At 73.6% G+C, this 14,714-nt stretch carries 14 protein-coding genes; 3 read left to right on the top strand and 11 right to left on the bottom strand.

Annotated elements, in window-relative coordinates; translation table 11 throughout:
- Positions 1–37: 37 nt before the first annotated feature.
- The 4 genes from IE244_RS19460 to IE244_RS19445 are packed head-to-tail and all read right to left on the bottom strand — an operon-like array spanning position 38 to position 2,523.
- Positions 38–949, bottom strand: a complete 912-nt coding sequence (locus tag IE244_RS19460; RefSeq protein ID WP_191874818.1) for a phosphotriesterase family protein — start codon at positions 947–949, stop codon at positions 38–40.
- Positions 946–1,530, bottom strand: coding sequence for a DUF4865 family protein (locus tag IE244_RS19455; protein WP_191874817.1), 585 nt, complete (start codon positions 1,528–1,530; stop codon positions 946–948). Before IE244_RS19455 ends, IE244_RS19460 begins: the two co-directional genes overlap by 4 nt.
- 22 nt (positions 1,531–1,552) lie before the next feature.
- The gene (locus IE244_RS19450; protein WP_191874816.1) at positions 1,553–1,942 is read right to left on the bottom strand and encodes a (R)-mandelonitrile lyase; all 390 of its coding nucleotides are present in this window, start codon (positions 1,940–1,942) and stop codon (positions 1,553–1,555) included.
- 5 nt (positions 1,943–1,947) lie between these two features.
- On the bottom strand, positions 1,948–2,523 hold the full coding sequence (locus IE244_RS19445) for a TetR/AcrR family transcriptional regulator (RefSeq protein WP_229854219.1): 576 nt from the start codon (positions 2,521–2,523) through the stop codon (positions 1,948–1,950).
- Positions 2,524–2,715: 192 nt separating this feature from the next.
- On the opposite strand from IE244_RS19445, the gene IE244_RS19440 reads away from it, so the two are divergent.
- Positions 2,716–3,006, top strand: a complete 291-nt coding sequence (locus IE244_RS19440) for an SHOCT domain-containing protein (RefSeq protein WP_191874814.1) — start codon at positions 2,716–2,718, stop codon at positions 3,004–3,006.
- Positions 3,007–3,614: 608 nt separating this feature from the next.
- Here the strand turns inward: IE244_RS19440 and IE244_RS19435 are convergent.
- Positions 3,615–4,292, bottom strand: a complete 678-nt coding sequence (locus IE244_RS19435) for an ATP-binding protein (RefSeq protein WP_229854218.1) — start codon at positions 4,290–4,292, stop codon at positions 3,615–3,617.
- Between the two features lie 229 nt (positions 4,293–4,521).
- Positions 4,522–4,845 (bottom strand): hypothetical protein, encoded by a 324-nt coding sequence (locus IE244_RS19430; RefSeq protein WP_031160605.1) that lies wholly within the window; start codon positions 4,843–4,845, stop codon positions 4,522–4,524.
- 307 nt (positions 4,846–5,152) lie between these two features.
- On the opposite strand from IE244_RS19430, the gene cds1 reads away from it, so the two are divergent.
- Positions 5,153–6,283 (top strand): L-cysteine desulfhydrase Cds1, encoded by a 1,131-nt coding sequence (gene cds1, locus IE244_RS19425; protein WP_191874813.1) that lies wholly within the window; start codon positions 5,153–5,155, stop codon positions 6,281–6,283.
- 7 nt (positions 6,284–6,290) lie between these two features.
- Here cds1 and IE244_RS19420 read toward each other — a convergent pair whose 3' ends face one another.
- Complete coding sequence (locus IE244_RS19420) at positions 6,291–6,752, bottom strand: SRPBCC family protein (RefSeq protein ID WP_191874812.1); 462 nt, start codon at positions 6,750–6,752, stop codon at positions 6,291–6,293.
- Positions 6,753–6,822: 70 nt separating this feature from the next.
- The gene (locus tag IE244_RS19415) at positions 6,823–7,665 is read right to left on the bottom strand and encodes a DeoR/GlpR family DNA-binding transcription regulator (protein ID WP_191874811.1); all 843 of its coding nucleotides are present in this window, start codon (positions 7,663–7,665) and stop codon (positions 6,823–6,825) included.
- 292 nt (positions 7,666–7,957) lie between these two features.
- On the opposite strand from IE244_RS19415, the gene IE244_RS19410 reads away from it, so the two are divergent.
- Positions 7,958–10,318 (top strand): hypothetical protein, encoded by a 2,361-nt coding sequence (locus IE244_RS19410; protein ID WP_191874810.1) that lies wholly within the window; start codon positions 7,958–7,960, stop codon positions 10,316–10,318.
- A gap of 104 nt (positions 10,319–10,422) precedes the next feature.
- Here IE244_RS19410 and IE244_RS19405 read toward each other — a convergent pair whose 3' ends face one another.
- From IE244_RS19405 to IE244_RS19395, 3 genes are all read right to left on the bottom strand, one after another.
- On the bottom strand, positions 10,423–12,864 hold the full coding sequence (locus IE244_RS19405) for a right-handed parallel beta-helix repeat-containing protein (protein WP_191874809.1): 2,442 nt from the start codon (positions 12,862–12,864) through the stop codon (positions 10,423–10,425).
- Positions 12,865–13,091: 227 nt separating this feature from the next.
- Positions 13,092–13,697: an Rv1733c family protein gene (locus IE244_RS19400; RefSeq protein ID WP_191874808.1), complete on the bottom strand. Its 606-nt coding sequence runs from the start codon at positions 13,695–13,697 to the stop codon at positions 13,092–13,094.
- Between the two features lie 188 nt (positions 13,698–13,885).
- Entirely contained in the window at positions 13,886–14,710 is an 825-nt protein-coding gene (locus tag IE244_RS19395; RefSeq protein WP_191874807.1) for an MOSC domain-containing protein, read from the bottom strand.
- Positions 14,711–14,714: the final 4 nt, after the last annotated feature.

Here is a 14,714-nt window from a genome sequence, read left to right as displayed (position 1 = left end):
GCCCGGCGGTGGGCATCTCGTGGCCTGAGCCCGGCGATCACTTCCAGTCGGCCGCGAAGGCCCGTCCCGGATGCTCCGTGAGGATGCGATCCACCAGGTCCGCGCCCAGCGCCGCGTCCAGCCGGGGCCGCACGCGCCGCAGCAGGTACGGCATGCCCGGCCCGCCGTCGACCGAGCGGGCGCCGGCCACCACGGTGTCGCCGCCGAGCAGCAGCCGGTCGCCGAAGCCGGCCTCCGCCAGGGCGTGTACCCCCTCCGGCATCCGCCAGTCGGTGGCGTGCTGGGCGCGGGAGGGCCCGTCGAAGGCCAGCCAGCAGCCCGACGCGGCGGCCTGGCGCTGCACCACCGGGTCGGGGAAGCGGTTCAGATGGCCGAGGATCACCCGGTCGCCGGGCACGCCCCGCTCGCCGCACAGCAGGTCGAGTACGTCCAGCGCGCCGGTGCCCAGCTCCAGGTGCACGGCGATGGGGGCGCCGGTGGCGTGGTGCGCCTCGGCCGCCGCCGTCATCGTCCAGCGGGCGTGCGCGTCGAGAGCGTGGAAGCCGCCCGCCACCTTGATCAGACCGGCCCGCACCCCGCTGGTGCCGACGCCGTCGGTCAGCTCGGACACGAACAGCTCGGCGAGGCCGGCCCCGCGCAGCCTGCCGAGCAACCCGGCGTCGTAGTGCGCGGCCTGGTGCATTCCCGTGGCGCAGACCAGCCGCACCCCGGTGGTGCGGGACAGCTCCGGCAGGTCCGCCGCCCGTCGTCCCATGCCGTACGGCGTCCACTGGACGACGGCCGCGCCGCCCGCCGCCCGGAAGGCGGCCAGCTCGGCCCGTGCCGCCGCCGGGTCGTCCAGCTCCTGTCCGGGCAACTGCGGGCTGCGCAGGAAGAGATGGTCGTGCGCGTCGCACACGCCCAGTTCCTCAGGCGCGATGTCGCCGAGGACCGTACGGACCGCGCTCACCACTGCCGCCCCCGCGGAAGCCGGCTCCGTCCGGGCGCGGACAGGTGCAGTACCTGGAAGAGGTCCCCGTCGGCCTTCGGCGTGTCGTGCTCCCAGAGCGAGAAGTGGACCAGCTCCCATGTGCGCGTGTCCACGGCGGCCGCCGCCAGCACCGCGCCGTCCTCCGCCGCCAGCCGCCCGGTCTCGGCCACCGCGTCCGCCATGAACGCGGCCAACTCCACGCCCTCCGGCACCGGTTGTCGGCGGCGTACGGCGAACGCGGGCGCGGAGTCGCCGGCGGCGCCCTCCTCGAACGCGAGGCCGGTCCACTGCCGTACCGCCGGCCGCCCGAAGTCGTCGACGGGCCCCTGGAAGGCTCCTCCCCACAGGAAGCTGTTCATGCCCTCCATCGTGTTCCAGAGGTAGAACGGCCCGTACTGGTTCACCGGGGAGCCGTGCACCCCGCGTTCACGCAGCATGTACGTCTTGATGCCGAGGCCGTCCCAGTCGTCCAGCAGATGCCCGACGCGGGCGACGCGGGAGCGGACGACGCCCATGTCGTAGTCGGCGGGCAGGGTGAACTCGTACTGCATGGCGTGCATGTCCCGGGTCCTTTCTCGGGGCTCAGGCGGGGTAGTCGTCCACGTGGGCGTGCCACACGGTCGTCGTGCCGTCCTCGGCGGCCTCCACGACCGCGAGATGGGTCATGAAGGTGCGGGGCGCGGCGCCGTGCCAGTGCCGTTCGTCCGGCTCGATCCACACCGTGTCGCCCGCGCGGATCGCCTCCACCTCACCGCCTTCGCGCTGCACCAGTCCCTCGCCCTCCAGGACGTGCAGCACCTGTCCGTGCGGATGCCGGTGCCAGGCCGTGTGGGCGCCCGGTGCGAAGTGCACGCTGAACACGCGCAGGCGGGACGGGGCGGCGGGGGCGGCTATCTCGTCCAGCCAGACCGTGCCGGTGAAGTTCTCCGCCGGGCCCTGCCGGGTGTCGGGACGCTGTCTGGTGATGTGCACGTGACTCAGTTCTCCTGTCCTTCGGTTCGGGGAGCGAGCAGGGAGAGCAGACCGCGCACGCCGGCGTCGAAGGCCGCGGGGGAGCCGGAGGCGCGGGCGAGGACGTAGCCGCCCTGCACGGTCGCGAGGACGGCCGCGCCGATCTCCTCGCCGTCCAGTGAGGGCGCGAACTGCCCCTGCCGCTTGCCCTCTTCGACGATCCCGGCGATCCGCTCGCGGATGCACGCGATCGTCTCGTCCACCGGCGCGCGCAGCTCGTCGCTCGCGATGACGTCCGGGTCCATGGTGAGCCGGCCGACCGGGCAGCCGCGCAGCACGTCACGCTCGCGCAGCAGATACGCCTCGATCCGCTCGTACGGGGTGCCGGGTCCGTCCAGCACCCGCTCGGCGGCGGCGCGCAGCTCCGCCGCGGTGCGCCGGATCGCGGCCAGGGCGAGATCCGGCTTGCCCTTGAAGTGGTGGTACATGCTGCCCTGGCCGGCACCCGCGCGCTCCAGGATCGCCTTGGGGCTCGTGCCCACGTACCCGCGCTCCCACAGCAGCTCACGGGTGGACTCGATCAGTCGTTCCGAGGTGCTCATACAGCCACTGTACATACTAGTAGTTACACTCCGCCAGTCCCCTGGGGGAGCAGCCGCACCCCGCCGCCGTACTCCCGCGGAGGTACGCCCAGCGCCGCCGGCCGCACGACGACCCGGACCCCCGGCCGGAGCCAGTCTCGTGGCATCCCCGAAGACCGAGACGACACGAGACGACAACGGAGATGACCCGAGATGCAGACCCTCGCGAACTGGGACGGCGGCCCCGGCCCGTGGATCCTGTTCTTCCCGCTGATCTGGGCGGTCGTCGCGATCGGCGCCGTCACGTTCCTGCGCCGCACCGCCCGGCGTGGCCGCGGCGGCCCCTGGCGTCTGGCGGACGGCGGACGTCCGGCCGGAGACTCGCCGCTCGCGGTGCTCGGCCGTCGCTTCGCCTCCGGCGAGATCGACGAGGACGAGTACTGGCGCCGTCTGTCCGTCCTGGAGGAGCAGTTCGGCCGCGCGGGCAAAGGAGGCGCGGCATGACCACGCCCCGCCTCGGACGACGCGGGCGACACGGCGTTCGCCGTCGCCCTCCCGCCCCCGCGGCCGGCGGTGGTCGCCCCGGTCGGCCTCGCGGGCCTGTGCCCGGCCCGCCTGTGTGCCGGGTCGTCTGGGTGTGGATGCGGATGCGTGCCCCGCTGCCAGCGGACAGTGCCGGCGCTGTGAAGCCGACGGCACCGCAGCTCCTCAGGGGCGCGGGGACCTGCGCGACCAGCCACGACGCACCGCGGTCACACACGTTCCCCAGTGACCCGGCTGGCTGGTCGCTGCCGGTCGTACCGACGGCTTGCTGCCCCGTCCGACGCACGAGTCACCGCAGCTCCTCAGAGGTGCGGGGACCTGCGCGACCAGCCGCGACGTTCCCGCGGTCACGCACGATCGTGGTTCCGACGGCTTGCCGCCCAGGTCCGTTCGAAGCGGCTGACTGGGCGGAGGCCTGTGTCCCGGCACCTCTGACGAACGCGCTAGCGCAGCTCCCCAGGGGCGCGGGGAACTGCGCGACCAGCCACGACGCATCCGATGTCACGCACGATCGTGGTCCCGACGGCTTGCCGCCCAGGTCCGTTCGAAGCGGCCGGCCGGGCGGGGGTCTACGTCCCGGACCCACCCGACGCCCGCGCCACCGCAGGAGCCGGAGCCGCGGCCCCAGCACCCACCGGCGTTCCAACACGGACCGGTGCGCCGGCACCGATCGACGTGCCGGCACCGACCGGCGTCCCGGCACCGACCGGCGTCCCCGCGCTCACGGGTGCCACGGCCGCTACCGGTACCGCGGTGCGGACCGGGACCGGCTTGGTCGCCGGCCGCGACTGCGCCGCACGGCGCGGCACGTCGGCCGGATGCGGCCGCACCACCGCCGGGGCGGGCAGCGTGAACCACACGACCTTGCCGTTCTCGCCGTCCGGCCGCGCCCCCCAGCTCTCGCTCACCGCCGCCACCATCGCCAGCCCCCGCCCGCAGGTGGCGAGCGGCGTGGCGTCGGGGGTGGGTGTGGCGTCGGCGACCACCGGAAGCCGCGGATCGTTGTCCCGCACCGAGACCGTGAGCCGGTCCGGTGCCAGCTCCAGCTCGACCGTGCACGACTTGTCGGGCCTCGCGTGCCGGTGGACGTTGCTCAGCAGCTCCGTCACACCGAGCGCGGCTCGGTCTATCAACGCGTCCATGTGCCAGTAGCGCAACTGCGCAGATACGATTCTGCGGACCTGGCCGATCCGCGACGGCAGGGCCTGGAGCTCCACCGTGCAGTGCCTGCTCGGGTGACTGATCACGGCTGCGACTCCCCGATGTAGAGGTCCGAACGGACCGGAAGAACACGGAGAACAACGGATCCAGCAGGGCGCTTGCGTCCAAACGTCCGCCTGCTGTCATGGCCGGCGGGCTGGTTCGCAACGTTATCGCCGGTAAACCCAGAGTGACGTGAGACCAGCGTGACGCAGCGGATGCCCGCCCGCAACTCGCCACGACGGGCTGCTGCTCGCCGGTTACGGATGCGGCTCCTCAGCCACCACGTCCGGCGGCGCGCCGCACGGCCTCGATGAACCGCCGTGCCGCGGGCGGCCCCGACTCGCCCGGCGCGGGGTCGTGCTCGCCCAGCGTCAGCAGGTACCGTTTGCCGTTGATATCGGCCAACGCCTTGTCGTCCGGCCCGAACCACGGCTTGGACGCGCGCACCGCCTGCACCGGAGCGCTGTCGATCTCGCTGCCGTAGCTGGTCAGCAACTCCAGCCTGCCGTCGTTGATCCGGACCTGCCCGGCCCGGGTGAGTGAACGCAGCCGCTTGCCGATCCGCACGCCCTTGGCCGTGAACTCCGGCTCCGCCATCCTTCGCCGCCCCCTTGCCCGTCCGGCTGTCCGATCCAGTGTGCGCTCCCGTTCGGGACGATCGTCCCGTCGCGTGCAGTCTGCCCCGATGCGGCCGGGAGCACCAGTACGCGCGGGGCGCCTGTGGCAGCCGCCCGGAGCACTCGGGCCAAATGCGCCCCCGGATGCCTCGCGCGCCCGTGCCCCAGGGCGGCTTTGGGTGGCTCAAAGATGCGTTTATGCAGGTGGGAAGCGGTGTGAAAGATGCCTATGCTCAAGGTGCCGGGCGCGTGAGGCGTCCTCGGCGCCGAGCTTAAGGAGCACCGCCGTGAGCACCACCCACCAGACCCGGACCGGCGCGACCCTCGACGTCGACCGCACCGACGCCACCTACCGTGACTGGCTGAAAGAAGCCGTCCGCAAGGTCCAGGCCGACGCCAACCGGTCGGCCGACACCCATCTCCTGCGCTTCCCGCTCCCCGAGCACTGGGGCATCGACCTCTACCTGAAGGACGAGTCGACGCACCCCACCGGCAGCCTCAAGCACCGCCTCGCCCGCTCGCTGTTCCTGTACGGCCTCTGCAATGGCTGGATCCGTCCCGGCCGTCCGGTGATCGAGGCGTCCAGCGGCTCGACCGCCGTCTCCGAGGCCTACTTCGCGAAGCTGATCGGTGTGCCCTTCATCGCGGTCATGCCGCGCACGACCAGCGCCGAGAAGTGCCGACTGATCGAGTTCCATGGCGGCCGATGTCACTTCGTGGACGACTCCCGCAAGATGTACGAGGAGTCCGCCCGCCTCGCGGTGGAGACCGGCGGCCACTACATGGACCAGTTCACCTACGCCGAGCGGGCCACGGACTGGCGCGGCAACAACAACATCGCCGAATCGATCTTCCGCCAGCTGGAGTTGGAGCGGTTCCCGGAGCCGGCGTGGATCGTCGCCACGGCCGGCACGGGCGGCACCTCCGCGACCCTCGCCCGCTACGTCCACTACATGCAGTACGACACCCGCATCTGCGTCGCCGACCCGGACAACTCCTGCTTCTTCGAGGGCTGGACCACCGGCGATCCGGACGTCACCTGCGACTGCGGCTCGCGGATCGAGGGCATCGGCCGCCCACGCATGGAGCCGAGCTTCGTGCCCGGCGCGATCGACCGGATGATGAAGGTCCCGGACGCGGCCAGCGTCGCCGCCGTACGCGCCCTGGAGCGGGCCATCGGCCGCAAGGCGGGCGGCTCCACGGGCACCGGACTGTGGAGCGCGCTGAAGATCGTCTCCGAGATGGTGGCCGAGGGCCGCCGGGGCAGCGTCGTCACCCTGCTGTGCGACCCGGGCGACCGCTATCTCGACAAGTACTACTCCGACGCCTGGCTCGCCGAGCAGGGCCTGGACATCACGCCGTACGCGGCGGCGATCGAGACCCTGCTGGCGACGGGGGTGTGGCCGGAGCCGGCCTGAGGGCCGGTCATCCCAGCCGCCGGTCCAGTCTCGCGACCGCGTCGCGGAAGGCGCGCCCGACACCCGGGCGGGCGAGCGTCCACAGCAGGCGGAACACCGCCGTCCCGTCGAGCGCGAAGGTCATCTGTACCCGGGTCCCGGTGCCGGCCGGGACGAGCCGCCACTCCTCGATCCAGGCGCGCGCCCCCGGCAGGTTCGTCACGTCGACGCGATACGCGTACAGCTGCGGCGCCGCGGCCACGACCACCGACTCCTCGAAGCGGCCGCCGCCACGCAGCCGCACCTCGCGACCACTGCCGGCCGGCCGCACGGAGGACACCCCGGGGAACCATTCCGACCACCCGGCCAGGTCCTCGGCGAGCGAGCGGAAGACCCGCTCCGGGGCCGCGGCGATCTCCCGTGCGAAGACCAGGCGAACCGGGGCGGTCTCGACGAAGTCGGCACCGACCGGGCGCAGACGGTGAGCCATGGTGCGAAACCCCCTCGTGATGCCCCTCGGCGGAACGGGGTGTTGCGCGGCCAGCCTAACTGGCACACCGTCAGATGTCTTCGGCGTCCCGGTCGTCCTCGTCCGTCTCGCCCGCCACGAGCACCCGCGGCAGGTGCTCCGAGATCTCCGCCCGGGCCTCGGCCGGCAGACCCGCGTCGGTGACGAGCGTGTCCACCTGCTCCAGAGCGGCGAAGGAACTCAGGCCCACCGTGCCCCACTTGGTGTGGTCGGCGACCACCACGACCCGGCGCGCCGAGTGCACCAGCCGCCGGTTCGTCTCCGCCTCCGCGAGGTTCGGCGTGGACAGACCGGCCTCGACCGATATGCCGTGCACTCCGAGGAACAGCAGATCGAAGTGCAGGGCGGCGATCGCCTGGTCGGCGACCGGCCCCACCAGCGAGTCCGACGGGGTGCGCACGCCACCGGTCAGCACCACCGTGGCCGCGCCCTGCCGCTGTCCCGAGGTCCGCTGCGCCGCGTGGAAGACGTCCGCGACGCGCACCGAGTTCGTCACGACGGTCAGGTCCGGCACCTCCAGCAGGTGCTGCGCGAGCGCGTACGTCGTCGTACCACCGGACAGGGCGATCGCCGTGCCCGGGGTGACCAGCTTGGCGGCGGCCCGCGCGATGTCCTCCTTGGCGGTCAGCTCCAGCCCCGACTTGGCCTCGAACCCCGGCTCGTGCGTGCTCGCCTCGACCACGGGCACCGCGCCGCCGTGCACCTTCTCCAGCACACCCTGACGGGCGAGGGCGTCCAGATCCCGGCGCACGGTCATGTCCGACACACCGAGCTTGCGGGTCAGTTCGTTGACCCGCACACCGCCCCGGCGCCGGACCTCGTCCAGGATCAGGGCGCGGCGCTGCTCCGCGAGGAGGTTCTGATTCTCACTCACGTACGCTCCGGTCCTTTCGCCGCCGTCCGTCCGACACACCCGGCGTACCACCTGCGACCTGGAGGTTCCGTCCGGCCGTAGATGCGCGGGCGTCCCATCCTTGCACGCCTCGGTACGGGTTGCGCCACCACCTGTCACCACCCGCATGGGCCACCCGGGCCACAGCTGTCCCGCCCGGTGTCACACGGATCGGGGAGATTCCGTGACGAGCGGTGCACGCCGCCACCGGAGCGGAGATCCTGAAGCCCGCATCGATACAGGTCTTCGGGCGGGTCACGGGGGTGCGAGAACGGTGGACCGCGCACAGGAGCGCCCCGGCGGGCAGCAGGCGGACGCGGTGGCGGGGCCACGGGACGGCCGCACGGGCCGGCTCCCCGCGCCGGAGGCCGAGCTGGAGCTGCTGGTGCACGGGGTGGGCGGGACCACCCCCGAGGAGATGCTCGGCGACCCGCGCACCGTGCGCGTGACCGGCGACGACACGGCCGCCGTCTACCGGCGAGCCGAGGACCTGGCGACTCCGGACAGCCCCCGGCAGGAGCCCGTCCGGGAGGCGTACGTCTGGTGCAACCTCACCTCCGGCGACAGCAGCCGCGCCCTGTGGCTGGTGCTGCTGCCGTTCATGGTGGTCAACCTCGCCCACTGGATGCGCCCCGCCGCGGCCGGCCGGCACCGCACCGTCCGCCTGTACGGCCTCCTGGTGCGCCTGGCCGCCCTCACCCTGACCGTGCTGCTGGTGGCCGCCGTCTGCGAGGTGGCCCTGGACCTGGTGGCCTGGCAGTGCGCCGGCGCCCAGCCGTGCGTCCGGCGCCACTCCTGGCTGGCCTTCCTCGCGCCCCAGGCATCCGCGGCCCCCGGCGCGCAGGGCAGCTGGTGGAGCCTGCCCGGCCGCCGGCTCGCCCTCGCCGCTCTGGTACCGGCCGCGCTGACCGGCCTGCTCTGGTACCTCTCGCACCGCACCTGGAGCGCGTACGAGTCCCACCGGCCGATGTCCCACGGCCCCGAGCCGGACCCCGGCGGCAGCGCGCTGGCCCTGCCCGGCTTCTGGTACGGGCGCCGTCTGGTGGCCCGGCTGCGTGCCGCGCACACCGCCGCGGCGCTGCTGACCGTCGCCGCCGCCCTGGCGACCCCGGCGGCCCGCTTCGACCACCGGGCCGGCGGCCCCGGCGCCCTGGACACCGTGAGCCGGCTGCTCACCGCCGCCCTGCTGGTCTGGGCCGCGGCGGTGGTGGGCGTCGTCTGCCGCCGGGGCCGCAGCGAGAGCCGCCTCGACCAGCGGGCCGACCGGCACCTCGTACGGCTCCTGCCGCTGGGCGCCCTCGCCCTGCTGCTGCTCACGGCCGTCTACGCCGGCTGGGCCAGGCCCGGCTGGCGGTCCACCGGGCGGCTGCCCGGCGACCCGGCCTTCGCCACCCTCATGCTGGCCCAGGGGCTGCTGGTCGTCGCGCTCGCCGGGGTGGCCCGGTACCTGTACCGGCGCACTCCCGATCCGCGTGACGGGATGCGCGGCCTCGGCGGACCGGCCGTCGCGCTGCTCGCCTGCGCCCTGGGCGGAGTGATGTCCGGCGGGCTCGCGCAGCGCGTCGCCGACTGGCTGGACGGCACCCGCGCCCTGCTCCCCGGGCCGCCCCTCCTGCTGACCTGGCAGGCGTCCACGATCCCGCCGGTCCTCGCGGTCCTGCTGCTCCTCGCCGCCTGGCTGGCGACGGAGACCGCCCGGCGGTCGCGCGCCGAACGCCACCGCGTCCGCCATGAGCACCCCGGCGAGCCCGAGGACCCGGGCCGTACCCGCGCCATCGCCCAGGTACGCGCCATGGCCGCCCTCACCGACCGCGCACCCCTGGTCGTCACCGTGCTCGCCGCCACCACCCTGCTGCTCGGCACCGTCGCGCTGGCCGGCGCGCTGACCACGCGGACCACGCCCGACGGAGCGGCCCGCCGCACCTACGACGTCCTCCAGACCGTCGCCGAGACCTCGCAGGCGCTGGGGTCCTGGCTGGTCGGCCTCGGTTTCGTGCTCTTCGTGACCTGGGGCAGGCGCGCCTACAAGGACGCCTCGGCGCGGCGCACGATCGGCATCCTGTGGGATGTCGGTACCTTCTGGCCGCGCGCCGCGCATCCCTTCGCACCGCCCTGCTACGCCGAGCGCGCGGTGCCGGACCTGACCTGGCGCATGGCCACCTGGACGCACCGCACCGGAGGCCGCCTGGTCCTGTCCGGCCATTCCCAGGGCAGCGTCCTGGCCGCGGCCGCCGCCTGGCAGCTGCCCCCGTCGGTACGCGCCCGGATCGCGCTGCTGACCTACGGCTCCCCGCTGGAGCGCCTGTACGGCCGCTGGTTCCCGGCCCACTTCGGACCGCCCGCGCTCGCCGCCCTGCACCGCGACGTCGCCTGCTGGGGCAACCTCTACCGCCGCAGCGACCCCATCGGCGGCCCCGTCCGCGTCCCCGACGACGCGAACCCCGAGGTCGACCACGGCCCTCTGCAGGACCCCCTCGCCTACGGCCGCACCCCCGAGCATCCGCTCCCGGCGCCGATCCTCGGACACTCCGACTACCAGGCGGACCCGGCCTTCGCCCGCGAACGGGCCCACCTGCTGAGCCGGCTGCGCCCGGAGCTGCCGGGACCGCGCCCGGAGCCGCGCGCCCCGCGGTGACGCCCGGCCGGCCCTGGACCGTCAGCAGCGCCCCAGCCCGTCCAGGTCGTCCACGAGCGCCGTGGTGCCCGGCCGGCGCGCGGGAACAGGGTGCGGCCGGATGCTCAGGGCAGTTCCGGCAGGTCCTGCGCGAACAGCAGGGTCAGATCGTCGGTGCTGGGGTTCGTCAGCTGCGCGACACGGCTCGCGTGCCGTTCCACCATGGCCTCGAAGGTCTGCCGGGCGGTGCGGCCGTTGCCGAACGCCGGGCCCTTCGGGAGGTGCGTGAAGTACGTCCGCAGCGCCTCGGCCGCGCCCGCCGCCAGCCGGTACTCGTGCTCGTCGGCCTGCTGTTCCACGATCCTCAGCAGCTCCTCGGGGCCGTAGTCGCCGAAGGTGATGGTGCGGGAGAAGCGGGAGGCGACACCGGGGTTGACGGACAGGAACCGCTCCATCTCCGCCGTGTAGCCGGCGACGATCACCACCACCGCGTCCCGGTGGTCCTCCATCAGCTTCACCAGTGTGTCGATGGCCTCCTTGCCGAAGTCACGCCCGCCGTCCTCGGGGGACAGCGCGTACGCCTCGTCGATGAACAGCACCCCGCCGCGCGCCTTCTCGAACGCCTCCTGGGTGCGGATCGCCGTGGAGCCGATGTGCTCACCCACCAGGTCGACCCGGGACACCTCCACCAGGTGCCCCTTCTCCAGCACGCCGAGCGAGGCGAGGATCTCGCCGTAGAGCCGGGCGACCGTCGTCTTGCCGGTGCCGGGGGAGCCGGTGAACACCAGGTGCCGCTTGACCGAGGCCGCCTTCAGCCCCGCCTGCTGCCGTCGCCGGCCGACCTCGATCATGTCGGTCAGCGCCCGCACCTCCCGCTTGACGCTCTCCAGGCCCACCAGGGCGTCCAGTTCCCCGAGCACGTCCTTCGAGGTCCGCGCCGGCGTGTCCGGCGCGGCGGCGGTGATCAGCGGCTCCTGCTCCGTGCTGCGCTGCCCGGGGATCGAACCGAGCAGCCCGGCGGAGGGCGCCACCGTCTGTACGGCGGTCTCGCGGACCGGGGACGGCCGCACACCGCCGCTCTCGTCGCTGGTGCAGTCCTCCACGACCGGGCCCGTCCCGGAGCTCCCGGAGTCCGGGCCCGCGTCCGCGAACTCGTAACCGCCGCGGGCGCAGCGCTCCGTACGGCACCGGCGCAGCGTCGCACGGCAGCCGTCGATCACATGGAAGCCGTAACCGCCGCTGCCGCTGACCCGGCAGTTCAGGAAGCTGCCCCGGCCGCCCGCGGAGACGTAGAAGCCGGCCTCGGCGGGGGAGTCGACCGTGCAGCGTTCGACGGTCGGGTCGGCGCCCTTGGTGACGATGACGCCGGTCTGGGTGCCGTCCAGGGTGCAGTTGTTCAGCGTGCCGCCGCTGCCGTGGTCGCGGAACCACGCGCCGGTCGCCGCCTCCCGGATCCGGCAGTCGTCGAGCTGCGCGGTGGCTCCGTCGCTCACCGACACCGCCGTGTTGCGCACCTGCGACAGATCGCTGTCCACGACGTCCGCGCGCGAGCCGCGGTCCAGCACGAACAAGGCGTCCGGCACATCGTGCACCCGGCAGGAGTCGAGGACGGCGGTGGCGCCGTCGCTGACCCACACCGCCGGATAGTCGCCGGTGCTGTCGAAGATCTCGCACTGGTTGGCGTCCACGCGGGTCCCGGGGTCCCACACCGACAGGCCGTTGCGGCCGAACTGACGGACCGTCGTCCGGGTCAGCGTGAGCACCGAGCGCGAGCGCAGGTCGACGGCGTTCTCGGGGATGTCGTGGATGTGGCAGTCGGCGAGCGTGAGCACCGCGTCCGTGTCCAGGGTGACGCCGTCGGTGGTGGTGCGGTGCACGTCGCAGTCGGTCAGCTGCGCCGTCGCCCGCTGGGTGACCTGGACGCCGGCGCCGCGGACCTCGTAGATCTCACAGCCCACCGCCTCCAGCGACGAGTTCTCGCCCGTCGCGGTCAGCCCGGTGCCCGAGGCGTGGTGCACCCGGCAGCGCTCCAGGCGCGGGCGGCCACCGCCGCGGACGGCCACGCCCGCCTGCCCGGCCGCGACGACCTCGCATTCCTCGAACACCCCGCTCGCGCCGTCGAGTACGGCGATGCCGATGCCGGCCGGGTTGTCGACGGTGCAGCGGCGCACGGTGGGACGGGCACCGCCGCGCACCTCGATGCCCACGGCGGACCGGGTGACGATCCGCACGTCCATCAGCTCGGGCATGCCCTCTTCGACCAGCAGCGCGGGCGCCGCCGCGTCCTGGCCCTCCACGTGCAGGTCCTGCACGACGGCCGAGGCGCGTACGGTGAGCGGCACACCGTCCACGGGCGCGAGCCGCACCGAGCCGGGGGAGCCCTCGGGGCCACGGAGCGTCACCGCCCGCTGGACGACGAGGTTTTCCCGGTAGGTGCCCGGGGCGATGGTGAGGACGTCGCCGTCGGCGGCGGCCTCCAGGGCGGCGGCGAGCGATGCGTACTCGCCCGTGCGGCGCCGCCACCGCGACGTACCGGTGTGCGTCACCTGGACCGTGCCCTGTGCCATGGCGTTGCTGTGCCCCCACCTCGTCGTACTGACGGCCCGCTCCCGCAGGAGTCGTGCCGCCGGTGCCGGGCCCGCGTCCGTGCTCAGCCCTGGGGCTGGTGCGCGTTCGCGGTCCCGAAGCAGTGTGCCTCTGCGGTTCGCTCGTCCGCGGGTCGTCGCCGAAAGCGCTTCGGCCGGTCCACCGTAGCGTGTGCGTGCACGCTCGATTGACCAGAGCCGGAAGGCCGTCAGCTGCCGGTGCCCGCCTTGCCCCAGTCCGGTCCGGCCCGGTCCCAGGCCTGGTCCCAGCGTGCGTACCGCCTGCGGACCATGTGCCAGACGGCCAGCCGCCGGGCCGCTTCGACCAGGCCCGTGGCCAGCAGGGCCGCGCCGATGCCGGCGAGCACCGCGTGGGTCGTCGCGGTGGGGGCGTCCAGCGGGCGGGCCGTTATTCGACCGTGCGGATCCGTCCAGAGCCTGAAGTGGTCCCCGGCGTGTGGTGACTTGAGGTCCGCCAGGGTCAGGTCGTGCTGGTGGGTGCCGTCCGGCGCCGTCCAGTCCGCGAGCACACGCCTGTGCGTCTCGCGTGCCGTGGAGGTGTCGGGATCCGTCTCCATCGGGACTTCACCCAGGTCACGCACCACGGTGGCGGTGACGAGGTGGCGCGTGTGCTGCTGCTCGCGCACGGAGCGCTGCAGCGAGTCCTGCGCTGCGGCGCCGACCAGGCAGCCGGTCACGGGCGCGGCCACGGCGATCAGCACCAGCGCCACGAGGGCCACCCACGCCTCGGCCAGATCGGTCGCCCGGCACAGCGGATTGTGCCGCCAGCGCCACAGGCCGTTGATCGCCCGCATGCCCCCACCCCCTTCCGCTCCGTCATAACCCCCTGCAGGGGCGCGCATCCGCGGCCCGCGGCAAGAGAGAGCGACATCACGTCCGCCGCGGACGGTCACGCACGCGGCGGCCTCTCACGAATCTCTCATGTCCGCCCAACGACCGGGACCCGCCCCTGGTTCCCCGGCCGCCGGGCCGTCGTCGAGGGTTACTCCAGCACCCGGACCGGGTCCCCGACCCGTATGGTGCCGGGCGAGAGGGGCACGAGGTTCTGGCCGAAGAGCAGCCTCGCGCCGACCTTGCGATGGCGGGCCAGGGTGCGCAGGGGCTCCCGGCCGCGCACGGCGGTGTCCTGGTCCACAGTGGTGACGACACAGCGTCCGCTGGCCTTCGCGACACGGAAGACCACCTCGCCGACGGAGATCCGCGACCAGTGGTCCTCCGCCCAGGCCTCGGTGCCGGCGACGACCACGTTGGGCCGGAAGCGGTTCATCGGCAGCGGGCCCTCGTGGGCGTGCGAGCCCTCGGCTATCAGGGAGTTCAGCGCGTCGAGGGAGGCGGTCGTGGCGACCAGCAGGGGATAGCCGTCGGCGAAGCTCACCGTCTCGCCGGGCAGGGCGTACTCGGGATCGACCGGGCGGCGGGTGGCGGGATCGTCCATGTGCACCAGGCGGACGTCCATGCGCAGATAGGCGCTGCACCAGGCGTGCGCGGCCTCGGGTGCCGGGACCGCCTCGACCTTCGTACCGAAGATGTTCACCGGCACGGTGCCGGCCGGTTCCGGCACGGACACCGTCAGCGGTACGCGGCCGGGTGCGGACAGACGCACGCCGCCGCCGGGCAGAAGCTCGGCGGCGGCCAGCGCGAGGCGCGGCTGTTCGCGTTGGGTGACGACCTTTCCCCCGTCGTCGATCAGGGTCCAGCGGCGGTCTCCGGCCAGGCCCCAGGGATCCACCACGGCCTCCCGGGGCGCGTGCCCCCGGAACGCCTTGACCGGGTGGACGTGGATCGACTGCAATGCGGCGTTCTCCATGACG

Origin of the sequence: Streptomyces filipinensis, from assembly GCF_014649495.1 — a bacterium.
Classification (GTDB): Bacteria; Actinomycetota; Actinomycetes; order Streptomycetales; family Streptomycetaceae; genus Streptomyces; species Streptomyces filipinensis.
Note: the sequence above shows the minus strand (reverse complement) of the source record. Positions and strands in the feature narration are given on the sequence as shown.